The 25048-nt window shown below is 32.1% G+C and carries 25 protein-coding genes; 17 read left to right on the plus strand and 8 right to left on the minus strand.

What is annotated here, in order from left to right:
• Positions 1-9 precede the first annotated feature (9 nt).
• The 5 genes from ACN0WI_RS08880 to ACN0WI_RS08900 all read right to left on the minus strand — a co-directional run bounded on the left by ACN0WI_RS08880 (position 10) and on the right by ACN0WI_RS08900 (position 6105).
• Positions 10-1092, minus strand: coding sequence for an efflux RND transporter periplasmic adaptor subunit (locus ACN0WI_RS08880; protein ID WP_417886509.1), 1083 nt, complete (start codon positions 1090-1092; stop codon positions 10-12).
• 151 nt (positions 1093-1243) lie between these two features.
• Positions 1244-1657: a hypothetical protein gene (locus ACN0WI_RS08885; protein ID WP_417886358.1), complete on the minus strand. Its 414-nt coding sequence runs from the start codon at positions 1655-1657 to the stop codon at positions 1244-1246.
• Between the two features lie 272 nt (positions 1658-1929).
• Positions 1930-2478 (minus strand): HNH endonuclease, encoded by a 549-nt coding sequence (locus tag ACN0WI_RS08890; protein ID WP_417886359.1) that lies wholly within the window; start codon positions 2476-2478, stop codon positions 1930-1932.
• A gap of 16 nt (positions 2479-2494) precedes the next feature.
• Positions 2495-4783 (minus strand): TonB-dependent receptor domain-containing protein, encoded by a 2289-nt coding sequence (locus tag ACN0WI_RS08895; protein ID WP_417886360.1) that lies wholly within the window; start codon positions 4781-4783, stop codon positions 2495-2497.
• Between the two features lie 5 nt (positions 4784-4788).
• Positions 4789-6105 (minus strand): PQQ-dependent sugar dehydrogenase, encoded by a 1317-nt coding sequence (locus ACN0WI_RS08900; protein WP_417886361.1) that lies wholly within the window; start codon positions 6103-6105, stop codon positions 4789-4791.
• A gap of 207 nt (positions 6106-6312) precedes the next feature.
• Here ACN0WI_RS08900 and ACN0WI_RS08905 point away from each other — a divergent pair, with 207 nt between their 5' ends.
• Positions 6313-8064 carry a M14 family metallopeptidase gene (locus tag ACN0WI_RS08905; RefSeq protein ID WP_417886362.1) on the plus strand — a complete coding sequence of 584 codons (1752 nt, stop codon included), beginning with the start codon at positions 6313-6315 and terminating at the stop codon, positions 8062-8064.
• On the opposite strand, the gene ACN0WI_RS08910 is transcribed toward ACN0WI_RS08905, so the two are convergent.
• A complete protein-coding gene (locus tag ACN0WI_RS08910) occupies positions 8061-8654 on the minus strand; it encodes an NUDIX hydrolase (RefSeq protein WP_417886364.1) in 594 nt (197 codons plus the stop codon). The two genes, ACN0WI_RS08905 and ACN0WI_RS08910, sit on opposite strands and share 4 nt — an antisense overlap.
• A 7-nt stretch (positions 8655-8661) precedes the next feature.
• On the opposite strand from ACN0WI_RS08910, the gene pyrE reads away from it, so the two are divergent.
• Both pyrE and ACN0WI_RS08920 read left to right on the plus strand, forming a co-directional pair.
• Complete coding sequence (gene pyrE, locus ACN0WI_RS08915) at positions 8662-9306, plus strand: orotate phosphoribosyltransferase (RefSeq protein WP_417886365.1); 645 nt, start codon at positions 8662-8664, stop codon at positions 9304-9306.
• Position 9307: 1 nt separating this feature from the next.
• Positions 9308-9697, plus strand: a complete 390-nt coding sequence (locus tag ACN0WI_RS08920; protein ID WP_417886366.1) for an SRPBCC family protein — start codon at positions 9308-9310, stop codon at positions 9695-9697.
• A gap of 44 nt (positions 9698-9741) precedes the next feature.
• Here ACN0WI_RS08920 and ACN0WI_RS08925 read toward each other — a convergent pair whose 3' ends face one another.
• Positions 9742-10473, minus strand: coding sequence for a biotin--[acetyl-CoA-carboxylase] ligase (locus ACN0WI_RS08925; RefSeq protein WP_417886367.1), 732 nt, complete (start codon positions 10471-10473; stop codon positions 9742-9744).
• A gap of 81 nt (positions 10474-10554) precedes the next feature.
• On the opposite strand from ACN0WI_RS08925, the gene rsfS reads away from it, so the two are divergent.
• From rsfS to ACN0WI_RS08955, 6 genes are all read left to right on the plus strand, one after another.
• A complete protein-coding gene (gene rsfS / locus ACN0WI_RS08930) occupies positions 10555-10926 on the plus strand; it encodes a ribosome silencing factor (RefSeq protein ID WP_417886368.1) in 372 nt (123 codons plus the stop codon).
• A gap of 30 nt (positions 10927-10956) precedes the next feature.
• A complete protein-coding gene (gene ftsH / locus ACN0WI_RS08935; RefSeq protein ID WP_417886369.1) occupies positions 10957-12996 on the plus strand; it encodes an ATP-dependent zinc metalloprotease FtsH in 2040 nt (679 codons plus the stop codon).
• 106 nt (positions 12997-13102) lie between these two features.
• On the plus strand, positions 13103-13708 hold the full coding sequence (locus tag ACN0WI_RS08940) for an LUD domain-containing protein (RefSeq protein ID WP_417886370.1): 606 nt from the start codon (positions 13103-13105) through the stop codon (positions 13706-13708).
• A gap of 6 nt (positions 13709-13714) precedes the next feature.
• Complete coding sequence (locus ACN0WI_RS08945) at positions 13715-14518, plus strand: phosphatidate cytidylyltransferase (protein WP_417886371.1); 804 nt, start codon at positions 13715-13717, stop codon at positions 14516-14518.
• The gene (locus ACN0WI_RS08950; protein WP_417886372.1) at positions 14508-15158 is read left to right on the plus strand and encodes a phosphatidylserine decarboxylase family protein; all 651 of its coding nucleotides are present in this window, start codon (positions 14508-14510) and stop codon (positions 15156-15158) included. Before ACN0WI_RS08945 ends, ACN0WI_RS08950 begins: the two co-directional genes overlap by 11 nt.
• Positions 15159-15171: 13 nt before the next feature.
• A complete protein-coding gene (locus ACN0WI_RS08955) occupies positions 15172-15447 on the plus strand; it encodes an acyl-CoA-binding protein (protein ID WP_417886373.1) in 276 nt (91 codons plus the stop codon).
• A gap of 88 nt (positions 15448-15535) precedes the next feature.
• Here ACN0WI_RS08955 and ACN0WI_RS08960 read toward each other — a convergent pair whose 3' ends face one another.
• Positions 15536-18166, minus strand: coding sequence for a valine--tRNA ligase (locus ACN0WI_RS08960; protein WP_417886374.1), 2631 nt, complete (start codon positions 18164-18166; stop codon positions 15536-15538).
• Between the two features lie 137 nt (positions 18167-18303).
• On the opposite strand from ACN0WI_RS08960, the gene ACN0WI_RS08965 reads away from it, so the two are divergent.
• The 8 genes from ACN0WI_RS08965 to gap all read left to right on the plus strand — a co-directional run bounded on the left by ACN0WI_RS08965 (position 18304) and on the right by gap (position 25045).
• Positions 18304-18693, plus strand: a complete 390-nt coding sequence (locus ACN0WI_RS08965; protein ID WP_417886375.1) for a DUF1573 domain-containing protein — start codon at positions 18304-18306, stop codon at positions 18691-18693.
• A 161-nt stretch (positions 18694-18854) separates the two neighbouring features.
• Entirely contained in the window at positions 18855-20048 is a 1194-nt protein-coding gene (locus ACN0WI_RS08970; protein ID WP_417886376.1) for a pyridoxal phosphate-dependent aminotransferase, read from the plus strand.
• A 5-nt stretch (positions 20049-20053) separates the two neighbouring features.
• Positions 20054-21061: a UDP-N-acetylmuramate dehydrogenase gene (gene murB / locus ACN0WI_RS08975; protein WP_417886377.1), complete on the plus strand. Its 1008-nt coding sequence runs from the start codon at positions 20054-20056 to the stop codon at positions 21059-21061.
• Between the two features lie 133 nt (positions 21062-21194).
• A complete protein-coding gene (locus tag ACN0WI_RS08980) occupies positions 21195-21401 on the plus strand; it encodes a membrane or secreted protein (RefSeq protein ID WP_417886378.1) in 207 nt (68 codons plus the stop codon).
• Between the two features lie 8 nt (positions 21402-21409).
• Positions 21410-22513, plus strand: a complete 1104-nt coding sequence (locus ACN0WI_RS08985; protein WP_417886380.1) for a glycosyltransferase — start codon at positions 21410-21412, stop codon at positions 22511-22513.
• Positions 22504-23073, plus strand: coding sequence for an RNA polymerase sigma factor (locus ACN0WI_RS08990; protein ID WP_417886381.1), 570 nt, complete (start codon positions 22504-22506; stop codon positions 23071-23073). Before ACN0WI_RS08985 ends, ACN0WI_RS08990 begins: the two co-directional genes overlap by 10 nt.
• A gap of 77 nt (positions 23074-23150) precedes the next feature.
• A complete protein-coding gene (gene lipA / locus ACN0WI_RS08995; protein ID WP_417886382.1) occupies positions 23151-24032 on the plus strand; it encodes a lipoyl synthase in 882 nt (293 codons plus the stop codon).
• Between the two features lie 11 nt (positions 24033-24043).
• Positions 24044-25045 carry a type I glyceraldehyde-3-phosphate dehydrogenase gene (gene gap, locus ACN0WI_RS09000; RefSeq protein WP_417886383.1) on the plus strand — a complete coding sequence of 334 codons (1002 nt, stop codon included), beginning with the start codon at positions 24044-24046 and terminating at the stop codon, positions 25043-25045.
• Positions 25046-25048 lie beyond the last annotated feature (3 nt).

The raw sequence follows: 25048 nt of genomic DNA on the forward strand, positions 1-25048 counted from the left end.
GGATTGGGATTACTCAGCAGTCAATTCTAAATTATCGATTACCGCTTCAGGTTCTTCAAATTCATATTCAATTTCATCTCCTTCACGTACTTTTCGAAGTCCTTCTAAAAGAATATGATCATCTTCCGATAATCCATCTTTTACAATATAGATGTGAGGCAATTCTCCTAAAATTGATATTTCTCTAGATTCTACTTTATTGTCTTTATTAACCACATACACGTAATGCTTACTTAAAATTTCAAAAGTTGCTTTTTGAGGAATTAGCAATGCATTATTGTAAGGTATTTTAGTTAAAATACTTCCGGTTTCACCGTGTCTCAATAATCCATTTGGATTTGGGAAAGTTGCTCTAAAAGCAATATTTCCGGTTTCATTATTAAACTCTCCTTCTATAGTTTCTATAACACCATTGTATTTATAGAGTTTATTATTGGCCATTAATAACTGTACTTTAGTAGAATCATTATTTTTTAGCTTCTGCTCGTAATCTAAATATTCAGCTTCAGGCACATTGTAATACACCCACATCTTACTATTATCTGACAGGCTACTTAGCAATTCTCCTTCTTCCACTAAGCTTCCTAACTTTAAGTGAAATCTATCAATAATTCCGTCGAATGGAGCACGAATTTGAGTAAAGCCAAGGTGAACTTGTGCTAACGCTAGTTCTGCTTTTGCTTTTTGATATTTCGCTTTAGACATTGCCAATTCGTTAGGTGCCACTACATTACTATCGGCTAATTGTTTGGTGTTTTTGTATTCGATATTGGCAAAATTAGCTTCTGCTTGCGCTTTTTGAAGTTCAGCTTCATATAATTTAGGCATAATTCTAAATAAAAGCTGTCCTTTTTTTACGGATTGACCTTCATCTACATATATATTTTGAAGATATCCTTCCTCTAAAGTTCGCAACTCGATATTTCGTATTGACTGAATTTGAGCAACATATTCATTGGTAACCAAAGTATCTTTCCTGATTGGTGAGGTTACTACATATTTGGCTTTTTCGTGCTCTTCTTTTGTTTTAGACTTACAACTTGTGCTTAATACTACAACGCACAAACTTATAAGCATGAGAACTTTATTCATCATGTTTTTACTGTTAAATGATAAAAATTAGGGATTTAAGAAAAAAAAATAAACTGTAAAAGCGCATGCCAATAGATCTAATGGCAACACTTACTATTAATTAGTTATAAATTGTAGTAAATGGGATTAAAGAGATTAATCCAAGGAAATATCAAATACGGAATACACAAAATCTCACCAAAAAGGAAGGGTAAGATGAGCGTATATACTTATTAGAATGAAATGGTATTTCTTTTGTTTGAAAAGAAGGATGACAAAGCGTTAAATAAGAATAAAATAAATTAGCTAAGTTTCCGCTCAAAAATTCGGGTGAATCAGATTCGTTTTGAGCTTCTTCAATTTCAGCTTCTTCTGATTCATAAAATTTTGATTCACGGTGAGAATCCGTCTTTTTTCCAATTGAAGCATCACTGCCTAAAGTATCAGCATCAAATGCTCTATTTTCTGAATTGACTGAAGTATTTTCACACAATGTATCGTTGCGATCGGATAGTGCATTATAAGCATTTAATTGCCCATATCCGTTCACAAAAAGAATAAAAAATGATATGTATTTAAGAAACATTTTCATTTCGTCTCAAAACTATATAAACTTTAAACCTCTTCCAAAAAGAATATTAAATTCTTTAAATTAAAAAAATTAAAAAACTAAAAATGAAATACTTAAAACACAAAAAAAAGTAGCAACTAGAAACAAATTTTTTACTATATATATTTAAAATCCTTACGATTAATGTTTTTTTATGTTAAAAAACATAAAATATCAGCACTTAATTTGGTTTTTATTTTAACTAAAAATGTAACAACTTATTATACTGAAAATATAATTTTATTTTTTTATTCGGTAACATATCCCCAATTTTCTCCGGTTTTTATTCTATAAAGTTGCATTTCTGAAATACCAAATTGTTTTGCTATCATTTTTAAGCGAGTTCTCCTATTTGGATCGTTAATTTTACGCTTAATAAATTTCACCTTCGTCTCTGTTAATTTGGCATGACTAGGTAATTTACGTTTAATATTAACATTATCAGGATTACTAAATTGATGAATTTCTTTTTCTCGTTTAGTAGCCCATTTTAAGTTTTCGAGACGATTGTCTGCTTTTTTATAATTTAAATGAATTACATATTTCTGGTTGTCTTTACGTTCTAGAAAATGTTCTGCTATTAATTTATGTACGTATCTGCAACTCCAAACTCCAGATTTAAGCTTAGTTCGTATCATTTGATAACCATTAGAGAACTTTTCATCTTGCAAAAATTCTCCTTCAGCTGTACATTTAATAACTCTTCCTAAAGTTGAAATTTTATAGTTTTCTTTTTCAGAAACATTTTCATCAAACGTCACAACTTTCCACTCTTCATTCCAATAACTTCTAATCATAATAGGGATTTTTAATTCAGAAATAATAATTTAAACCGGTTCCTCCAAAATAATTTCTTGGATAACCCGGGTAATAATAACGTGGTGCAGCTCCTCCAAAACCTACTGCATTAGGCAGTACACTTGCTGCATAATCTTCATCGAATACATTGTTTATTCCTGCATAAATGTTTATCTGAAAATCTGGAATAATATTGAAAGCATAGGAAGTTTTTAAATTTACCAGATTGTAAGAACTGGTTTTTAATTTATTTGCATCATTTAACGGAATTTCGCCTATATTTCGGTAAACCGCATTAAAATTAAATCCAAAATCGCTTGTTATATCTATTCCAGAATTAAGTGTATGTTTCGGTACTCCTGGTAATTTATTGCCAGAATAATCTACCTCTTCGTTTATAAACTGATCGAATTCAAAAAAATTAATTGCTACATTTACAAACGGACTTATTTTCCAGTTTTCAGCTAAATCTATATTATATTTTCCAAAAAATTCGATACCGTTGTGATCTGTTTTTCCCGCATTAATACCTACATATTGATCTCCAGCTACTCGTTGTGCTACTAGTAAATTTTTCACTTGAATATTATAAATAGAAACTTCGGTATATAGTTGATTATTTAACCAATTTCCTTTAAAACCAATTTCATAGTTAATACCAGTTTCTACTTTTAAATCGGTATTAATTCGACCTTCGGGAGTTAATGTTTCAGCAACTGTAGGTGTTGAAAAACCATGACTTACCGAGGTATATAGATTTTTATTTTTAGATACTTCGTAACTCAACCCAACTCTAGGCGAGAAAACAGCATCAAAGTTGTAACTACCTGTTTGATCTACTTCATCTTCAACATAAAAATCGTCTAACGAGTACGCTGTCGTATTAAAATTAGCACCAGCTTCTAAAACTAACTTTTCTGTTACATCAATATTTAGTTGCGCAAAAAAATTAACATAATGTCTATCCTGCTCGTTATTGCTTAATCGCTTTCCTCTCACACTTCCGCTATCATCAAAATCTTTATATAGATTTTCAAAGGTTCCTGTTTCGTACCATTCTTGGTAATATTGCGCGCCAAAACTTAAAGTTGATGGCAATTTAAATACATTAAATCGTAAATTGAAATTAGTTCGCGTGCCAGCCGACAGGCGTTCTTCTTTTAAAATATCGAATGGCCGTGGCTCATACCCATTCCTAAAACTTACAAAAACACTCGTTTCATTTTTAAATTTAGGATTAAAATGATGATTGTAGGAAACGCCAAGTAAACCACGATCGTAGCTTTCATAACCTTTTGCTGACCTCCAAGTGTATGCTGCTTTTTCAGGACTATTTAAAAAATCATCTTCATTTATCGAACTTGGAATATACGCTTTTAGTTTCACAAAATTTGCTAAAAATGATAAGGTATTTTTTTCTGAAGTAATCAATTTTGTATTTACTAATCCAGATTTTCTATCGTACGAGCTATTTTCTCGCCAACCATCGCTCTTTACATGATTATACATAGCAAAAACAGCTGTATTTTTTCCATTTATAGAGACTACATTAGATTTTTTCCAAGTATTATAACTTCCTCCTTGAACTTTCACTCCTGCTTTACTCTGGTTTTTACCCGGATTTACTGAATATAAATTAATAAAACCTCCCAAACCTGCTCCATAATTACTACTAGTTGGCCCCTTAATAATTTCGACTTGTTCTAACGATTCTTGATCTATATCATGTAAAATTAAAGATCCTTCTGCTGTAGCTAATGGAATTCCATCAAAATAAGCTTGAATTCGGTTGGTTGCATATTGCGCTCGTGAGCCAATACCTCGAATTGTAATTTTATTAGTATTCAAGGCGCCTTGATTTACATAAACACCCGATGCATAATTCAAATTATCTACAAAGTTTACAGCATCCGTTCGTTTTAAATCTTCTTTGGAAAGCACACTTATTGCGGCAGGAATGTTTTGAAGTTTAGTATCGATTAATGTGCTCCTAATGGTTACTTCAGAAAGGTTTTCTGCAGAAGGTTGTAAGAGAACGGAAATTGATGAAGGTTGATTCTTAAAAACTCTCGTTATAGTTACAAAACCTAAAGCTCGAAACTGTAATCGAACAGGAAACTGTACATTTTCGATTGAGAAATAACCATTTTCATCAGATACAGCAACCACTTCTGAAGCTGTTAAAATGGTTACATTCTCTAGACCTTCAGAAGTGGTTGAATTTATAATTTTTCCTGTTAAATCTTGACTAAAAGTATGCTGTACACCTATTAAAAAAAATAGCGTGAAAATTAAGGTTTTCAATAGTATTAATTTTTCTTATTGATACTGCTTTTTTTTACTGAAACTTTCCAAACAACACCACCATTATCATCGTTTACTAATAAATCTCCGTTAGGCAACACACTAATTCCTACTGGGCGTCCATATACTTTACTACCATCTTCACTAGCAATAAAACCTGTTAAAAAATCTTCTGGCTGCTGAGGTTTTCCTTTTTCATCAAACGGAATAAAAATAACCTTATATCCGGCAAAATTTGAACGATTCCAAGAGCCATGTTGCCCAACAAAAGCACCATTTTTATACTTTTTAGGAAATTCGTTTTTATCGTAAAAAGCCAAACCTAAAGAAGCGGTATGTGCACCTACCGGAACATCGGGAATAATAGCTTTTTGAACCATCTTTTCATGTGGATCTTTATACCATCTTGGATCTCTAATAGTTCCGTAATATGAAAATGGCCAACCATACCATCCATTTTCCTTTACACTGGTTACATAATCTGGCACTAAATTATCTCCTAATTTATCACGCTCGTTAACAGCTGCCCAAAGTTCTCCTGTAATGGGATTGTAATCGACTCCGACAGGATTTCTTAAACCAGATGCAAATACTTTTTCGTTAGAACCATCGGGATTCATAATTAAAATATTCGCTCTTCGTGCTTCTTTTTCCATTCCGTGTTCTCCTACATTACTAGAAGAACCTACCGTTACCAATAATTTTTTTCCATCTTTACTAGCAATAAGATTTCGCGTCCAATGGTGGTTATAGCCTCCTGCCGGTAATTCTTTAACTAACTCTCCGTCTCCTTTTAAAGAAGTCATTCCCGGTTTGTATTTCCAACGTTTTATAGCATCTACATTAGCTACATAAAAATAGCCATCCATAATCAACATCCCATATGGCTGGCTTAAATTTTCAGCAAAAACAAAATGCTCTTCAGGTTCACCATCTTTGTTGCTATCTCTAAAAAGTATAATTCTATTAGCACTTTTTCTAGCATCATCACTTTCAACTACAAAAATATTTTGCCCATTTGGAGAAATATATGTTCGTCTCGGGTGTTCTAAATTATCGGCAAACTTAGTTACTGTAAATCCTTCTGGTGCATTAGGCTGCCCATTTTCAGGCCACGGAATTATCTTGCTTATTTTTTCTGCAGATTCCGTGGTATAGGGTGAAGGTAACTCTAAAGGACATACTGCAGTTTTTATTGTTACAGAAGGACGAGAAGCTAATTCCTCTTTTTTACGATCACTTAATTTTTGTTCAATTTGTGCAAAACCGGGAAGTGCAATTGCAACCGATAATCCACACATTACTAAATATTTCGTTTTCATAGACAATTTTTATTTTAAAATAAAAACGATTTACTAGCCTATAAAAATTCATATGATAAATTATGTGTATTTTAACTAAACGAAAACGAAATAGTGAAATTTTATAACAAAATTTATATTTCCTAGATTATAATCAATCTTATATAATTGGCTACTTATAAAGTTTTTACCTAAGTTTACGCCCCTTGTTTATTGATTACTGTTTTTATGAGAAAATATATTTTCTTCGGCATATTATTACTTGGTATAACCTCTTGTGATTTTTCAAAATATCAATTAAAAGAGGACTATGATTTTACAACACATTTTGAAGCTAGTAAAGGAAAAGAAACTGCTACTTATCCAGAAGTTATTAAATTTTATGAAGATCTAGCTGAAAAATTTCCCAGTATACAGCTAAAAACATTCGATACTACTGATAGTGGCGAACCATTACATTTAGCAATATACAATCCTGATGCACAATTTAATATTGATAAAATAAAAGAAACCAAGAGTATTTTACTTGTTTTAAACGGAATACATCCGGGAGAAAGCGATGGTATTGATGCCACAATGATGCTTTTTAGAGACTTAGCAAAAGATTCTATTAAAACTCCTAAAAATGTAGTGTTAGCAACTATTCCTGTTTATAATATTGGTGGAGCATTAAACCGAAATTCTTTTTCAAGAACTAATCAAAACGGACCTAAAGCATATGGGTTTAGAGGTAATGCACGTAATTACGATTTAAACCGAGATTTTATAAAAGCCGATACTAAAAATGCCAAAGCATTTTATGAAATTTTTCATTATTTAGATCCCGATGTTTTTATAGACAATCATGTTAGTAATGGAGCTGACTACCAATATACTTTAACTCATTTATTTACTCAACATAATAAATTAGGAGGCGATATCGGGAAATATCTAGATAAAACAATGATGCCTGCTTTAGAAGATTCGCTTGCAGCTAAAAAACTAGCTATTACTCCTTATGTAAATGTATTTAATGATGTACCGGAAAAAGGATTTTCTCAATTTATGGATTATCCAAGATATTCTACCGGTTACACAACTTTATGGAATACTTTGGGAATGATGGTAGAAACGCATATGCTAAAACCTTATAAAAAGAGAGTTTTAGGTACCTATCAATTAATGGAATCTATGCTTAACTTCACCAATAACCAAACAGACACGATTAGAAAATTACGCAAAGCTGAAAATAAAAAATATCTTACTAAACGTTGGTATCCTACACAATTTAAAGTAGATAAAAACAATCCTAGTATTCGTGATTTTAAAGGATATGAAGGTAAAACTATTGCTAGTGAAGTTACTGGAGGTGAACGCTTAAAATACGACCGAAAAAAGCCCTTTACTAAAGAAATTGAATACTATAACAATTTTGTAGTTGAAGATAAAATAGAAATTCCTAGAGCTTATATAATACCACAAGGTTGGTGGCCGGTAATAGATCTTTTAAAGATGAATCAAATAAAAATGAAACCATTTGAAAATGATACCACTTTATATGTTCAGCATTACCGAATAAAAGATTATAAAACTACCAAAGATGCCTACGAAGGACATTATAAACATTCTAAAACTAAAGTTGTAGCCAAAATGGACTCCATTCAATTTCGAAAAGGAGACTTCTATATTAGCACCTTTCAAAGAGGAACACGCTATTTATTAGAAACTTTAGAGCCAACAACTGAAGATTCCTTTTTTAACTGGAACTTTTTCGACACAGTTCTTCAACAGAAAGAACATTTTTCTCCCTATGTTTTTGAAGATGTTGCCAAAAAAATCTTAGCTAATAATAAAGATTTAAAAGAGAAATTTGAAAACAAGAAAAAATCAGATTCAGAATTTGCTAAAAATTGGTATAGCCAGTTAGATTGGTTACACAAACATTCTAAATATTACGAAAAAGCACATTTAGAATACCCTATAGCTCGTGTTCTCCGTTAGTTTTTTTCTAAAAAAAGCATTTTTATATTCGCATAAGAATTTTGTAATGCTTCTTGAATCTCAGCTTCATTTTTCCAAGTAGCAATTTCAATTCCTTCTTTTTCTTGCGGAATTAATTCTGCTTTAAAATCGCTTTCCATCGTAAACCAATAGGTCTCTTTAAGACAATATTTTCCTTTGCGCTTAAAAATATGATAGGTAGTTTTAAGAAAATCGATAATTTTTAAATTTTCGATAGCAGTTTCTTCTTCAACCTCTCGAATAGCCGTTTGCTCAATGGTTTCGCCTTTTTCAGCTTTCCCTTTAGGTAAGTCCCACTTTTTATTACGGTAAATAAACAAGACTTCGTTGTTAGCATTATATACCTTTCCGCCTCCGGCTGCAATAACTTTAATTTTTTTCTTAAAATGTTTTAGCAGCTTTTCTTCATTACGATGGTAAAGGTTAACTTTCTTAATCTTTCCTTTAGCAATTTTCTTAATTAGTTTTTTAAGCTTTACTTTTTTTAAATGATATGTAGTATATTCAGCCCCTAAATCTTTTTTCGTTGAAAGTATTATCGGAGTATCATTAACAAAAACTTTATACATTTGCAGTATGATTTTAAATAAAGAAACAGCCAAAAAAACAGCCGAAGTTCTTTTGCAAATTAAAGCAATTAAATTAGAACTACAAGAACCTTTTATCTGGGCTAGCGGTTGGAAGTCTCCTATATATTGCGATAACCGTATTGTATTATCCTATCCAACTATCCGTAATTTTATTCGAGAAAACTTTGCCAAACATATAGAAGAAATTTACGGCAAACCCGATGTTATAGCTGCTGTAGCAACTGGTGCTATTGGCATTGGAATGTTAGTTGCCGAATATTTAAGCCTACCTTTTGTGTATGTTAGACCAGAAGCAAAATCGCACGGGCGCAAAAATCAAATTGAAGGCAGATTAGAATCTGGACAAAATGTTGTGGTTATTGAGGATTTAATTAGCACAGGTGGTAGCAGTTTAAATGCAGTAAAAGCATTGCGAGATCACGGCGCCAACGTAAAAGGTATGTTTGCTATTTTCTCTTATGGCTTTGATGTTGCCAAAGAAAATATAGAAAATGCTAATCTTGATGTGCGTACCTTGAGTAACTATGAATACTTAATTGAAACCGCACAAAAGAGTAATTACATAAAAGAATCTGAAGTTGAAATTTTAAAAAGCTGGAGAGTAAACCCGGCAAAATGGAGCCCGAAATAATATGAAGTTAGAAAGCCCAAAAGTATCAGCAAGCAAAAATCAGCAAAAAATGTTTACGTTTTTGACTGATGTTGCTAATTACGAGCAAATAATGCCAAGTAGTAAAGAAAAATTTGAAGTAGTTTCTTCCGATAAATTTTTATTCCAGCTAAAAGGAATGCCGGAAATTGCATTAAAAATTATAGACACTAAAGAACCTAATTTAGTAGTTTTAGGTTCTGGCTCCGATAAGTTTCCGTTTACCTTGACTATACATATTGATAAAAACGGCACTGATAGCAATGTTCAATTATTTTTTAATGGTGAATTTAATGCGATGATGGCTATGATGGTAAAAGGTCCATTACAAAAATTTATTAATCATTTAAGTGAAAATATTTCGAAACTTTAATTTCGAAACGATGTATTAAAAAAGCTGTTTTAAAACAGCTTTTTTTAATACATTAATTTCACCTCTTTTAAATCAAACGTCCTAAAAACACCCTCTTCAACTTCTACATTTAGAAGCCCTTGTGTGGTTACTCCACGAATAATTCCGTTAAAATACTTCCCATCCTTTTCTTGAAAAGTGGACACAATGTCTTTTTTAAACATCTTAGAAGCATATTCTTCTAAAAAAGTTCGCTCTGTATTAATAGATAATTTGCTTAATCGATTTTCTAATTCTAAAATAAGCTTTTTTAGGATTTCATCGATATTAAAGGTTTCCCCTGTAATAATCTTTAGCGAAGCTGCTTGATTTAAATCTCCAAAATCTGTTTGATTCACATTTAAACCTATTCCAATTACCGACGCAGAGATTTCATTTCTTTTTAATAGATTTTCAATTAAGATTCCACAAATTTTCTGATTCCCTGACAATATGTCGTTAGGCCATTTTACTGAAAGCTTAGGAACTCCTAAATTTTTCAAAACCTCTAAAACCACTAATGAAACTGAAGCACTTAATAAAAATTGCCGATTTAATTGGACATCAATTTTAGGATACAAAATACTAAATGTTAGATTTTCACCCGGTTTTGTATTCCAAATTGCTCCCCGTTGCCCTCTTCCGGCAGTTTGCTCTAATGCCCTTACACAAACTGGCTCAAATTTAGAATTACCGGTATAATATTCTTTTACAAAATCGTTTGTAGAAGGGATGGCATTAACTTTGATTATGTTCATAATAATTTGTGGTACTAAATGTTTTATTAAGTTAGGTACAAATGGCTAAAAAATATAACTTTGCGTAAATAAATAAATTTAATGACGAATAAAGAAACAAACAGCGATCAACTTATTGCTCATATAATAAAAGGAATTGAAGAAGTTAAAGGAAATGATATTGACATCCTTGATTTAAGAGAAATTGAGAATACAGTTTGTGATTATTTTGTTATCTGCAACGGTACTTCAAATACACAAGTAAACGCTATAGTTAATTCCATCCAAAAAATTGTAAGTAAATCTTTAAGAGATAAACCTTGGCACGTAGAAGGTGGTGAAAATGCGGAATGGGTTTTAATGGACTATGTAAATGTAGTTGTACATGTTTTCCAAAAACACATACGGGAATATTACGATATTGAAAGCCTTTGGGGAGATGCGAACATAACTTCTATAGAAACAAAATATTAATCATTTTTTCACAGAAAGACAAAATTAAGAATGGCTAAAAAACCAAATAAAAAAATAGACCCTAAAAAGCCTAAGTTTAGTGCATACTGGATTTACGCTGTTATCATTATTCTTTTTTTAGGATTAAATTACTTTGGCAGTAGTGCTTTTGGAGAAGCAAAAACAATTACTCCGTCTGATTATATGACGTATCTCAAAAATGGGGATATCAAAAAGACACTTGTAATCAACAAAAACAAGGCAAGAGTTTATTTAACAGATAAAGCTAAAGAAAAAGCAACTCATAAATCTACTCAAAAAGATGATTTTCTAAGTTCTGGGGGACCTGATTATACTTTTAACATTGGTAGTTTAGAAAAATTTCAAGAAGATATTGATGAGATTCAAAAAGCAGACAATGTAAGTGCTAATTTATCTTTCGATGAAGATCATAATTATTTAGGTGATATTATTATATCTATATTACCATTTGTTCTTATCATAGGTATCTGGATTTTTATAATGCGTAAAATGAGTTCTGGCGGAGGCGGAGGCCCTGGAGGACAAATTTTTAATATTGGCAAATCAAAAGCAAAACTTTTCGATCAAAATACTGATGTTAAAACATCTTTTAAAGATGTTGCTGGTTTAGAAGGCGCTAAAGAAGAAGTTCAAGAAATTGTAGACTTTTTAAAACAGCCTGGAAAATACACTTCTTTGGGTGGTAAAATACCAAAAGGAGCACTATTAGTTGGACCTCCCGGAACAGGTAAAACCTTATTAGCTAAGGCTGTTGCAGGAGAAGCTAAAGTTCCTTTCTTTTCATTATCTGGTTCCGATTTTGTTGAAATGTTTGTTGGTGTTGGGGCTTCGCGAGTAAGAGATTTGTTTAAACAAGCTAAAGAAAAATCTCCTGCTATAATATTTATTGATGAGATTGATGCTATCGGTAGAGCTAGAGGAAAAAATAATTTTTCAGGTTCTAATGATGAGCGAGAAAATACATTAAACCAGTTATTAACAGAAATGGATGGTTTTGGCACTAATACTAATGTAATAGTTATTGCTGCTACTAACCGTGCCGATGTGTTGGATAAAGCTTTAATGCGAGCAGGACGTTTTGATAGACAAATTTATGTTGATCTTCCTGATCTAAATGAAAGACACGAAATTTTCGAAGTCCATTTAAAACCTCTTAAAAGAGTTGCAGATGAACTTGATACTGAATTTTTAGCCAAACAAACTCCAGGGTTCTCAGGTGCAGATATAGCAAATGTTTGTAATGAAGCTGCATTAATTGCTGCAAGAAAAGGCAATAAAGCTGTTGGAAAACAAGACTTTTTAGATGCTGTTGACAGGATTGTTGGTGGTTTAGAAAAGAAAAATAAAATTATAACTCCAGACGAGAAAAAAGCAATTGCATTTCACGAAGCTGGTCACGCTACGGTAAGTTGGATGCTAGAGCATGCAGCACCACTAGTAAAAGTTACTATAGTGCCTAGAGGGCAATCGTTAGGAGCGGCTTGGTATTTACCAGAAGAGCGTTTAATTGTTCGCCCAGAACAAATGTTAGACGAAATGTGTGCTGCACTTGGTGGTCGTGCTGCTGAAAAAGTTGTTTTCGATAAAATTTCTACTGGTGCGTTAAGCGATTTAGAAAAAGTAACCAAACAAGCAAAAGCAATGGTTACTATCTACGGACTTAATGAAAAAGTAGGAAACCTTACCTATTACGATTCTTCAGGACAAAGTGAATATAATTTCACAAAGCCATATAGTGAAAAAACGTCTGAACTTATCGATAAAGAAATTTCAAACTTAATCGAAAGTCAGTATCAAAGAGCTTTAAATCTTCTTACAGAAAATAAAGACAAGCTTGCTCAGCTTGCTGAAATTCTATTAGACAAAGAAGTTATATTTAAAGATGACTTACTACGAATTTTTGGAGAACGCCCTTTCGATAAAGGAAAAGAAAAACATAGGAATGAGATTAGAGAGAGCGAAGAAACAGCTCCTTCTACAAACAATATAACTTCAGAAAAAACCAAAAATACCGGTAATACAGAAGACAATTCTATTGTAGATAATTAAGTATCTTTCCGAAGGTTTTATTAAAAAATCTTAATTTAATTAATCGTTAAATTAAGATTTTTTACCTTTGGAGCAAACGACATTAGAATCACATCTAAATATTACTATGAATCTATTTAAAAGATTCCTTAATCCAAAATCTGATAACATTCAGGATTCTTCTGATAAAGAAGAGCGTGGAAAATATATGCCGGAGGTTAAATTACCCACGGATGAGCGTTTTATGCTGAATTTTAAAAACAATGGCGGTAAATTTATCTATTGTGAAGATGAAAATGAAGTTTTAGAAGCTTTTGATAATATTCTTTTAGAGAATGATTGGTATGAAAAAGATTGCTGTTGTTTTGATGAAAACCTAAAAAGCAAATTCGGCAATTTCAACTTGCATTTTAATTATTCTGAAAATGCTGCATTCTATTTATCTACCTGCGAATACTTAATTGGTAACGATGGATCTATATTAATTTGTAGTAACCAAATTAAAGAGCGCAAGCTTATAGAATTACCTAATAGCTTTGTAATCCTTTCTTCTACTAGCCAATTGATAGACAATATAGGAGAAGGACTTCGAGGAATCAAGTTTAAAAATAAAAACAATATTCCTTCTAATATTACCACCATTAAAAATTTTGAACCACAAAAAGAAAGCGACTTTATGAGCTACGGTAGCAGTAGTAAAGATTTATATTTGCTTCTTCTTGAAGATTTATAATATTATATGAAAGAAGGAATTATAAGAACTGTTTCGGGATTATTGTATGTAGCTATACTTGTAGCTTCAATTCTTTCTTCTGAATTAGTTTTTATTGGGCTTTTCTACTTACTTGGCCTCATATGTTTAATTGAGATGCAAAAACTATTGCATCTTAAAAGTTATGCGCTTTATGTAGTACAAGCACTGCTTTTTTATCTTTTCAGTATTCTAAAATTTGATCAAAATGCGACAATTCTACTGCTTATAACAACTATATTTGTAAACTTATTTTTAGTTAAAGATTTAATTGTTATTAGAAAAATACCGGTATTTGAAAAGAAAAAATATATCATAATTATATTTTATTTAATCTCTTCCGTTATATTTCTAACCCTTATTCCAACTATTGCAGGTGTTTTTATCCCCAAACTAATTGTTGGTATTTTTGTATTAATTTGGACTAACGATACTTTTGCATATATTATAGGTAAAAATTTTGGTAAGCGTAAATTATTTGAACGTATTTCACCTAATAAAACGATAGAAGGTTTTATTGGCGGCGTAATTTTTAGCTGTATAGCAAGTTATTTTATTGCTTCTTACACAGATTTTCTAACGGCTCCTGTTTGGTTCGGTTTAGCTATCATTCTAAGTATATTTGGAACCCTGGGCGATCTAATCCAATCTAAATTTAAAAGACAGGCAGGCGTAAAAGATAGCGGAAATTTAATGCCCGGACACGGCGGCTTGTTTGATAGGCTAGATAGTATTATTTTTGCTGCTCCATTTGTATATGGTTACTTATATTTATTAGACTATGTTTCATAAAGAAGGATATAAAATAATGGCTATTGCAGCCATAAGCTTACTGGTGATTAATATTGGCTCCTATACGCTTATTAATATGTATTGGATTAAGTTTGGAATCCTTTTAATATCTATTGTATTATTTATTTTAATCGTTCAGTTTTTTAGAAACCCAACACGGAGTACTGTTTTAAATGATAATAATGTAGTTGCTCCGGTAGATGGAAAAGTAGTAGTTATAGAAGAAGTGTACGAAAAAGAATATTTTAAAGAAAAAAGATTACAAATAAGTATTTTCATGTCTCCGCTCAACGTACATGTCACTAGACATCCGATAGGTGGAATTGTAAAATACAGTAAATATCATCCTGGTAAATTTTTAGTTGCTTGGCATCCTAAATCAAGTGAAGAAAATGAAAGAACTACAGTAGTAGTAGAAAACGATAATTGCGGAAAAATACTTTACCGACAAATTGCTGGTGCTATGGCAAAACGTATTGTAAACTATGCTGAAGAAGGTAAACAAGTTGTACAGGGAAGCGATAGTGGATTTATAAAATTTGGCTCTCGTGTTGATGTTTTTCTTCCACTGAACACACCCGTAAAAGTCTCTTTAAACGAAAAAGTAAAAGGCGGTATTACCGTAATTGCTGAAGTTTAATTCATTATCAATTATGTCTAAAGAAACAGAGGAACGCTTTGATAAAGCTTACCAAATAGCTAGCAATACAAAGAAAAAATTTGCTCCAGATGTGCTGCTTCAATTTTATGCTCATTATAAAAAAGCTACTGAAAGAAATGGATTTTATATTCCGGTAAACGAAAATATAGATTTACGAAGTGCTTTTAAAATGAACGCTTTACTCCAAGTAAAAAATTTAAGCAAAACGGAAGCTCAACAACGATATATAGAACTCGTAGAAAAATATATTGAAAAAGTCCCTGAGTAACTATAAATCATTTTTTCTATTTAACACATAAAAAAGCTCACATTCCTTACGAAATATGAGCTTTTTAAGTATTTTATAGATTAGCCACCTATTTTAAACTTGCTAAACTAGTCTTTAAAGCTTCAATTTTAGCTTCTGCATCTGCTTTTTTAGTCTTTTCAACTTCAACTACTTTAGCCGGTGCATTATTTACAAAACGTTCATTTGAAAGTTTCTTATTTACTGAATTAAGAAAACCTTCAGTATATTTTAATTCTTCTTCTAATTTTGCAATTTCAGCTTCTACATCAATCGCTCCAACTACAGGAATAAAATAATCGTTAGATTTCACACGGAAAGATAAAGCACCTTCAACCTGTTCGTTTACATATTCAAGATTAGCGATATTGCCCATTTTAGCAATAACTTTATCGAAAGATTCTGAAATATTTTCGTTATTCTGAACCTTTAAATCAATCTCGTTTTTAAATGCAATATTTTTATCCTTACGGATTTTTCTGACTCCGGAAATTACTTCTGAAGCAAAAACAAATTCATTAATTATTTTTTCATCAAAGTTAATTTTCGCTGGCCACTTTGCTATAATTAAGGCCTCTTCAGTTGTTCTTTTGCTAATTGTTTGCCAAATTTCTTCAGTTACAAACGGCATAAACGGATGAAGAATCTTTAAGTTATCCTCTAAAATTCCCAATATAGCATCAAAAGTCACTTTATCAATTGGTTGACCATAAGCAGGTTTAACCATTTCTAGAAACCAACTACAGTAATCGTCCCAAATTAATTTATAAGTTCCCATTAAAGCATCACTAATTCGGTATTTAGAATAATGATCTTCAATTTCCGATAAACTTTTTTGAAATTTTGCTTTGTACCAATCGATAGCAATCTTAGAGGTTTCCGGCTGCTCAATTTCAGAAGAAACTTCCCATCCCATTACCAAACGGAAAGCATTCCAAATTTTATTGGTAAAAGCACTACCTTGTTTACAAAGATCTTCGTCGAACATTAAATCGTTACCTGCAGGAGAACTAAGCAACATTCCCACACGAACACCATCGGCTCCATATTGTTCAATCAATCCTAGTGGGTCTGGCGAATTCCCTAAAGATTTAGACATCTTACGTCGTTGCTTATCACGTACAATCCCGGTTAGATAAACGTTTTTAAATGGACGTTCTCCTCGATATTCATATCCTGCAATAATCATTCTGGCTACCCAGAAAAATAAAATCTCTGGTGCAGTAACTAAATCGTTAGTAGGATAATAATAGTTTATTTCTTTATTTTCTGGCTCTAAAACACCATTAAAAACACTCATTGGCCATAACCAAGAAGAAAACCAGGTATCTAAAGCATCTTTATCTTGCGAAAGATCTTCAGCTATTAAATTTGAATTTCCTGTTTTTTCTTGTGCTTTTTTTACAGCATCTTCAATAGATTCAGCAACTACAAAATCTTCGGCTCCATCACCATAATAATAGGCAGGGATTTGGTGCCCCCACCAAAGCTGACGAGAAATATTCCAATCCCGTACATTTTCCATCCAGTGTCGGTAAGTGCTTAAAAACTTCTCCGGCACTAAATTAATATCATCACCTATAACCGCATCAATAGCAGGTTGTGCAAGATCTTTCATTTTTAAGAACCATTGGTCGCTAAGTTTTGGCTCGATAACCGCACCTGTACGCTCGCTAGTTCCTACTTTATTGGTATAGTCTTCTGTTTTTATTAAAACTCCAGAAGCTTCTAATTCTTTAACAATCTCTTTTCGTACTACAAAACGATCTTTACCTGCATAGTGCATTCCTAAATCGTTAAGCGTAGCATCATCATTAAAAATATCGATAATCTCAAGATTGTGCTTATCACCAAGCATCTTATCGTTCTCGTCGTGAGCCGGAGTTACTTTTAAGCAACCAGTACCAAATTCAAGATCTACATATTCATCTTCGATAATTGGAATTACTCTTCCGCAAATAGGGACAATTGCTTTCTTTCCTTTTAGATGTGTGAAACGCTCATCGTTAGGATTAATACAAATGGCAGTATCTCCAAGAATAGTTTCAGGACGTGTTGTAGCTATTGTTAATACCTCATCACAACCTTCTATTTTATAATTTAAATAGTATAAATAGCCTTGCTTTTCTTGGTATATTACTTCTTCGTCCGAAAGTGTTGTTTTAGCTTCAGGATCCCAATTTATCATTCTAAACCCTCGATAAATAAGTCCTTTTTCATAAAGGTCTACAAAAACTTTAGTTACCGATGCTGACATATTCTCGTCCATGGTAAATTTAGTACGATCCCAATCACAAGAAGCACCTAGTTTTTTAAGCTGATCCAGAATAATACCACCATGCTTATGCGTCCATTCCCAAGCATGCTCCAAAAATTCATCACGAGTTAAATCATTTTTATTGATTCCTTCATTCTTCAATTTTGCTACCACTTTAGCTTCTGTGGCAATAGAAGCATGATCGGTACCCGGCACCCAACACGCATTAAATCCTTTTAAACGTGCCCTTCGCACTAAAACATCTTGAATGGTGTTATTTAACATGTGCCCCATATGTAAGACTCCTGTTACATTTGGTGGAGGAATTACAATAGTATAAGGTTCTCTTTCGTCTACTTCGGAATGGAAATACTTGTTTTCCATCCAGTACGAATACCACTTATCTTCTACACTTTTTGCGCTATATTGAGAAGCAATCGCCATATTTGGTCTAATTTTTGAAAAATAAATAATAGCAAAAGTACTTATAAGTAGAGGAAATTAAAAGCAGTTGAATTGATTAAAATTTTTGTTTCCAAAACAATTGAGTGTATATTTACTATTCCGATAAAATTTAACTTATGAAAAATTTCTTAATTATTACCGTATTGGCTTTTATAGGATTTAACTCAGCCATAGCACAAACGGCCAAAATGGAATTTAAAACCGAAACTTTAGATTTTGGAGAAATAAAAAAAGGTAGTGACGGTACTCGAGTATTTGAATTTAAAAATACCGGAGATATAGATCTTATTATAAAAGAAGTAACATCTAGCTGCGGATGCACTATACCTAAAAAACCTAAAGATCCGATTAAACCAGGAAAAACAGGGGAAATTGAAGTTAAATACGATACAAATAGAGTAGGTCCTATCCGAAAAACAGTAACGGTATATTCTAATTCCGATGAGCCTACTAAAGCTTTGAAAATTAAAGGTAGAGTTTTAGATACTGAAGCTCCGAATAAATAAAAACGCTATAATACAGATTATTAGTAACAAAATAGGAAACTCCCAAATTTGGGAGTTTTTTTATATTCTTTAACCAAAAGAGCTTTCAAATTTCACGGATTCTGGCTTCTGTTCTTACTTTAATTTCGCATTTTTGCACTATAAAATATAAAAAATAGCACATGCCTTCAATTTCTAAAAAAGGGTTGCAAATGCCCGAATCCCCAATTAGGAAATTAGTACCTTTTGCAGAAGCAGCTGCAAAAAAAGGTAAAAAAATATATCAGTTAAATATCGGACAACCCGATATCGAAACACCAAAAGCTGCTTTAGAAGCTGTTAGAAATAACGATATTAAAGTATTATCTTACAGCCATTCTGCAGGTTTTGCTTCTTATAGAGAAAAACTAGCTTCCTATTACGAAAGAAATGATATTCATGTTCATTCAGAAGATATTATTGTAACTACTGGTGGTTCTGAAGCATTACTATTTGCTATGGGCACAATTACCGATCCGGGAGACGAAGTTATTATTCCAGAACCTTTTTATGCAAATTACAATGGTTTTGCAACCTCATCTGGGGTAACAATAGTTCCGATTAAATCTTCTATTGAAACAAATTTTGCCTTACCTCCTATTTCTGAATTCGAAAAGCTAATTACTAAAAATACAAAAGCTATTCTTTTGTGTAACCCTGGAAATCCAACCGGATATTTATACACTAGAGAAGAAGTACAACAAATTGCAGACCTTGCTCTAAAACACGATCTTTTTGTTGTTGCAGATGAAGTATATCGAGAATTCACTTATGATGGCGTAAAACATAACAGCATTATGAGTATACCTGAATTGACGAATAATGCTATTATGGTAGATTCAGTTTCTAAGCGTTTTAGTATGTGCGGTGCTCGTATTGGTTGTCTAGTTTCTAAAAACAAAGAAGTAATTACGACTGCAATGAAATTTGCACAAGCAAGACTAAGCCCACCAACTTTGGCTCAAATCGCCAGCGAAGCTGCTTTAGACACTCCTTTGGAGTATTTTGAAGAAGTTAATAGAGAATATACATTACGCCGTAATATTTTAGTAGAAGGTTTAGAAAAAATCGAAGGTGTAAAAGTAGCCAGACCAAAAGGTGCATTCTACTGTATTGCTGAATTACCGATTGAAAGTGCAGATGAATTTGCAAAATGGTTATTAGAAGATTTCGAATACGAAGGAGAAACAATAATGGTAGCTCCAGCTGCAGGTTTTTACTCAACACCAAACACCGGGCTTAACCAAGTGAGAATTGCTTATGTTCTTAAGAAAGAAAATTTAGAACGTGCTTTAGAAATATTAGAAATTGCTTTAAAAGAATATCTTACTAAATAATTGATATGCAGGTAATCCATAATCAATCTTTAAAAGAATACAACACTTTTGGCATCGATGTTCGCGCTAAAAAATTTATAGAAGTTTCAACTGTTGAAGATCTTAAAAAGATATTACGGAAAACCTATTCCGAAGAACTTTTCATTTTGGGAGGAGGTAGCAATATGCTTCTAACTCAAGATATTGAAAAAACCGTTCTTAGAATTAATATTAAAGGAAAAGAAGTTCTTGAAGAAATTAATGATAAAGTAATAATTAAAGCTCATGCCGGCGAAAACTGGCATGAGTTTGTATTATGGACGCTAAAACAAAATTTTGGTGGACTCGAAAATCTTTCTTTAATCCCCGGTAATGTTGGTACTTCGCCAATTCAGAATATTGGAGCTTATGGAGTAGAATTAAAAGATGTTTTTATATCCTGTGAAGCTATAAATATTCAAACTTTAGAAATTGAAACTTTTACACTAGCAGATTGTGAATTTGATTATCGAAATTCTATTTTCAAAAATCAGTTAAAAGATCAATATATTATTACCAGTGTAAATTTTGAACTTACTACTAAAAATCATCAGTTAAAAATGGATTATGGAGCCATTAAAACTGAATTGCAGAACATCTCCTCTCCTACTATACAAGATATTTCGAAAGCGATAGTTAATATTCGGCAAAACAAGCTACCTAACCCAGCAGAAATAGGAAACTCAGGAAGCTTCTTCAAAAACCCAATTATTACAGTAGATTTTTTTTCCGAGCTTAAGAAAAAATATCCTGAAATTCACGGTTATCAATTAAATGATAATGAAATTAAAGTACCCGCTGGTTGGTTAATAGATAATGCCGGGCTAAAAGGCTATCGTGATGGAGATGCCGGTATTCATAAAAAACAAGCTCTTGTTTTAGTTAATTACGGAACAGCAAGTGGTAGCGATATTTTAAAATTATCTATTAAAATTCGAAATATTGTTAAAGAAAAATTCGGAATTGATTTAGAAACCGAAGTAAATATTATATAGCCGATTCTAAAATTCTTTTTTATAGTTTAGGTACTGGTAAAACTTCGTTAAATTCTGTAATCTCTAAACTAAACAGGCGACAAATTTCCGTAGAGAAGTAATTATTTTTATTTTTGCACTAGAAGTTATAATTATGGAATTATTTATTATCACAGCCGTTTTGTTAGGATTGGCTTTTGCCGGAATTGCCATTAAAATTTGGGCAAAAAAAGATGGAGAATTTGCTGGTACTTGTGCTAGCCAAAGTCCTTTTTTAAATAAAGAAGGAGAGGCTTGTAGTTTCTGTGGAAAAGGACCTGACGAAAAATGTAAATCTCCTAAGCAACAGACAACGAACTAATTCCTTGAATGGCAACAATACTTTTTGCTTTATTTATCTGTTTTGCCATTATTAATATTGGATATTTTTTAGCTTTTTTTAGTTTTTCACAAGCCAAACCAAAAGCGGTTACGCCTACTCGCAAACCGGTTTCTGTAATAATTTGTGCTAAAAATGAAGCTGAAAACCTTAAAAACTTCCTTCCTTCTATATTAGAACAAGATTATCCGGAGTTTGAGATTATTCTTATTAACGATGCCTCTGTAGACGAAACCTTAGATGTAATTGAAAAGTTTCAATCTATAGATCCAAGAATTAAAATCGTAAATGTAGAAAATAACGAACGTTTTTGGGCAAATAAAAAATACGCTCTTACTCTAGGTATAAAAAAAGCAAGAAACGAATATTTAATTTTTACAGATGCAGATTGTGCTCCTCAATCAAAAAATTGGCTTACAAATATATCTGCTTCTTTTTCCAACGATAAAAAAATTGTACTTGGTTACGGTGGCTATTTCAAAAATAAGAAATCGTTTATTAACAAGTTAATTCGGTTTGAAACCTTATTAACTGCTATTCAATATTTTTCCTATGCTAAATTAGGAAACCCATATATGGGAGTTGGTAGAAATTTAGCCTATACTGCAAAACGGTTTTACGAAGTAAATGGTTTTGCTTCTCATTTAAAAATTCGCTCTGGTGACGACGATTTATTTGTAAGTGAAGCTGCCACCAAACAAAATATTGCTATTTGCGATAATCCTGCTTCCATTACTAGAAGCATCCCTAAACCTAGCTTTTCAACTTGGATTGCTCAAAAAAGAAGACATACTTCAGTTGCCAAATATTATAAAAAAAAGAATCAGTTTTTATTAGGATTATTCTATAGTTCACGACTATTCTTCTGGATTTTACTTATTGCTTTATTGGTATTACAAATCCATTGGGAGTTTGTTTTATTAGTGCTTGGTTTTACGTGGATAATAGAAGCTATAGTTTATTTTTCTGCTGCTAAAAAATTAGATGAGAAAGATATTGCTTGGGTTTTTCCTGTTCTAGAACCTATTTTATTAATCCTGCAATTGGGTATATTTTTTGCTAACCTTATTTCAAAACCAACACATTGGAAATAAATCAGGAGCTTTTATTACAAAACATCCAAGATGCAAAGAAGGGTAGCCAATCTGCCTTCAATTTTCTGTTAGATAATTTTTGGAATATTGTTTATGGATTTCAATTAAAAAAGAATCAAAACGAGTATGAGGCAGAAGACATTACTATTCAAACATTCTCCAAAGCCTTTAAAAAGTTAGATACTTTCGATGAGAACTATTCGTTTAGCACATGGCTTATTGCTATTTCAAAAAATATTCAAGTAGATATTCTTAGAAAAAAAAATAGCCAGTTACGAATTAACACCCTTTCTGAGTCTACCGAAACAGTAAATACTATTGTAGACGAAAGTCCTTCAATAGAAGATAAACTTATTACTGAACAGAATTTAGCTCAACTTTTATACGATATAAAAAAACTAAAACCTCATTATCAAGAAATTTTGAATTTGCGTTTCTTTCAAGAAAAATCATATAAAGAAATCGCAGAAAATCTTGATGAACCAATGAGCAATGTAAAGGTTAAATTACTGAGAGCTAAAAAATTATTGGCTGAAATAATCGAAAATCGAAAACCGTAATTGAATTTTAAAGAAAAGATGCCCAATTATGCAATTAGGCAGATTATTGTATCTTTGAATTAATAGAGATAATTGCTATGAGTACACAAACTATTGCTCCTGAAAAAAAAACTGTAGCTAAAGGGAAACCTAAATGGCTTCGAGTTAAATTACCTACCGGAAAAAAATATACAGAACTACGAAATTTAGTAGATCGGTACGATTTACATACCATTTGTACTTCTGGTAGTTGCCCAAATATGGGTGAGTGCTGGAGCGAAGGAACAGCTACTTTTATGATTTTGGGGAATATTTGTACACGATCTTGTGGATTTTGTGGTGTAAAAACCGGAAGACCCGAAACTGTAGATTGGGATGAGCCAGAAAAAGTAGCCCGTTCTATTAAATTAATGAAAATTAAACATGCAGTTATTACCAGTGTAGATCGTGATGATTTAAAAGATATGGGATCAATCATTTGGGGGGAGACAGTAAAGGCTATCCGAAGAATGAATCCTGAAACTACGCTGGAAACTTTAATTCCTGATTTTCAAGGGAACGAGAGAAACATCGACCGTATCGTTGAAGTTCTTCCTGAGGTAGTTTCGCATAACATGGAAACAGTAAAAAGACTTACTCGTGAAGTGCGTATACAAGCAAAATACGATAGAAGTTTAGCTGTTTTAAAATATTTAAAAGATCAAGGAGTAAATCGAACAAAATCTGGTATCATGCTAGGTTTAGGAGAAACTGAAAATGAAGTAATTGAAACATTACACGACCTTAAAAATGCTAAAGTAGATATTGTAACTATTGGGCAATACCTACAGCCTAGTAAAAAACATTTACCTGTTCAGCAATTTATAACTCCCGATCAGTTCAAAAAATACGAAACCATTGGTTTAGATCTTGGTTTTAAACATGTAGAAAGTAGCGCCTTAGTAAGATCTTCTTACAAAGCACAAAAACACATCAACTAGCTTAAAAAAGCATGTCTAATAACATACGAGTTGGAATAAACGGCTTTGGACGTATCGGCCGAAATTTGTTTAAACTTTTAGTAGAAAACCCAAAAATAGATAGTGTAGCCGTTAATGATTTAGCGGCTACTTCCACTTTAGCCCATTTATTAAAATACGATAGTATTCATGGTATTTTTCCAGGAACAATAGAAGTTAAAAATGAACACACACTTATAGTAAATAATAAAACGATTCATTTTTTTCATGAAAATCATCCTGCTAATATTCCGTGGAATAAGGCAAATGTAGATATCGTGGTAGAGGCCACTGGAAAATTTAAAACCAGAAAACCTTTAGAACAGCATTTTAAAAAAGGGATTAAGAAAGTTATTCTTGCAGTTCCTCCACAAGACGATTCTATAAAAATGATTGTGCTAGGTGTGAACAACCATATTTTAGACGGTACAGAGAATATTATTTCAAACGCATCATGTACTACTAACAATGCAGCTCCTATGCTACAATTAATTCATGAAAATTTTGGTGTGGAGCAAGCTTACATAACAACTGTTCATAGTTTTACTTCCGATCAAAATTTACATGACCAACCTCATGCAGATTTACGAAGAAGCCGTGCTGCCACACAATCTATAATTCCTACTACTACTGGAGCCGCAAAAGCATTAACTAAAATTTTTCCAGATTTAAACCATGTAATAGGTGGTTGTGGTATTCGGGTTCCTGTGCCAAATGGATCTTTAACAGATATGACGATTAATGTCAAAAAAACAGCCTCTATAGCATCTGTAAATTCAATTTTTAAAGAAGCTGCTGTAGGAAGCTATAAAGGTATTTTAAGCTATACTGAAGATCCTATAGTTTCTACAGATATTTCAGGAAATTCACATTCTTGTATTTTTGATTCAGAAATGACATCGGTAATAGATGGGAAGCTAATAAAGCTTATTGGATGGTATGACAACGAGATAGGATATTCTAACAGACTAATTGATTTAATTTCTAAATTCTAGTTT

The sequence above is a fragment of the Zunongwangia sp. genome, from assembly GCF_048269745.1.
Classification (GTDB): domain Bacteria; phylum Bacteroidota; class Bacteroidia; order Flavobacteriales; family Flavobacteriaceae; genus Zunongwangia.

What these genes read in the sequence shown, in the direction of transcription:
- pyrE (WP_417886365.1), top strand. Translation starts at nt 8,662, where the DNA reads ATGATTTTAAATAAAGAAACAGCCAAAAAAACAGCCGAAGTTCTTTTG.
- ACN0WI_RS08985 (WP_417886380.1), top strand. Translation starts at nt 21,410, where the DNA reads ATGGCAACAATACTTTTTGCTTTATTTATCTGTTTTGCCATTATTAAT.
- ACN0WI_RS08880 (WP_417886509.1), bottom strand. Translation starts at nt 1,092, where the DNA reads ATGAATAAAGTTCTCATGCTTATAAGTTTGTGCGTTGTAGTATTAAGC.
- ACN0WI_RS08900 (WP_417886361.1), bottom strand. Translation starts at nt 6,105, where the DNA reads ATGAAAACGAAATATTTAGTAATGTGTGGATTATCGGTTGCAATTGCA.
- ACN0WI_RS08885 (WP_417886358.1), bottom strand. Translation starts at nt 1,657, where the DNA reads ATGTTTCTTAAATACATATCATTTTTTATTCTTTTTGTGAACGGATAT.
- ACN0WI_RS08940 (WP_417886370.1), top strand. Translation starts at nt 13,103, where the DNA reads ATGAATCTATTTAAAAGATTCCTTAATCCAAAATCTGATAACATTCAG.
- ACN0WI_RS08960 (WP_417886374.1), bottom strand. Translation starts at nt 18,166, where the DNA reads ATGGCGATTGCTTCTCAATATAGCGCAAAAAGTGTAGAAGATAAGTGG.
- ACN0WI_RS08980 (WP_417886378.1), top strand. Translation starts at nt 21,195, where the DNA reads ATGGAATTATTTATTATCACAGCCGTTTTGTTAGGATTGGCTTTTGCC.
- ACN0WI_RS08965 (WP_417886375.1), top strand. Translation starts at nt 18,304, where the DNA reads ATGAAAAATTTCTTAATTATTACCGTATTGGCTTTTATAGGATTTAAC.
- lipA (WP_417886382.1), top strand. Translation starts at nt 23,151, where the DNA reads ATGAGTACACAAACTATTGCTCCTGAAAAAAAAACTGTAGCTAAAGGG.
- ACN0WI_RS08910 (WP_417886364.1), bottom strand. Translation starts at nt 8,654, where the DNA reads ATGTATAAAGTTTTTGTTAATGATACTCCGATAATACTTTCAACGAAA.
- ftsH (WP_417886369.1), top strand. Translation starts at nt 10,957, where the DNA reads ATGGCTAAAAAACCAAATAAAAAAATAGACCCTAAAAAGCCTAAGTTT.
- ACN0WI_RS08955 (WP_417886373.1), top strand. Translation starts at nt 15,172, where the DNA reads ATGTCTAAAGAAACAGAGGAACGCTTTGATAAAGCTTACCAAATAGCT.
- ACN0WI_RS08945 (WP_417886371.1), top strand. Translation starts at nt 13,715, where the DNA reads ATGAAAGAAGGAATTATAAGAACTGTTTCGGGATTATTGTATGTAGCT.
- ACN0WI_RS08905 (WP_417886362.1), top strand. Translation starts at nt 6,313, where the DNA reads ATGAGAAAATATATTTTCTTCGGCATATTATTACTTGGTATAACCTCT.
- murB (WP_417886377.1), top strand. Translation starts at nt 20,054, where the DNA reads ATGCAGGTAATCCATAATCAATCTTTAAAAGAATACAACACTTTTGGC.
- ACN0WI_RS08920 (WP_417886366.1), top strand. Translation starts at nt 9,308, where the DNA reads ATGAAGTTAGAAAGCCCAAAAGTATCAGCAAGCAAAAATCAGCAAAAA.
- ACN0WI_RS08890 (WP_417886359.1), bottom strand. Translation starts at nt 2,478, where the DNA reads ATGATTAGAAGTTATTGGAATGAAGAGTGGAAAGTTGTGACGTTTGAT.
- ACN0WI_RS08950 (WP_417886372.1), top strand. Translation starts at nt 14,508, where the DNA reads ATGTTTCATAAAGAAGGATATAAAATAATGGCTATTGCAGCCATAAGC.
- gap (WP_417886383.1), top strand. Translation starts at nt 24,044, where the DNA reads ATGTCTAATAACATACGAGTTGGAATAAACGGCTTTGGACGTATCGGC.
- ACN0WI_RS08970 (WP_417886376.1), top strand. Translation starts at nt 18,855, where the DNA reads ATGCCTTCAATTTCTAAAAAAGGGTTGCAAATGCCCGAATCCCCAATT.
- ACN0WI_RS08925 (WP_417886367.1), bottom strand. Translation starts at nt 10,473, where the DNA reads ATGAACATAATCAAAGTTAATGCCATCCCTTCTACAAACGATTTTGTA.
- rsfS (WP_417886368.1), top strand. Translation starts at nt 10,555, where the DNA reads ATGACGAATAAAGAAACAAACAGCGATCAACTTATTGCTCATATAATA.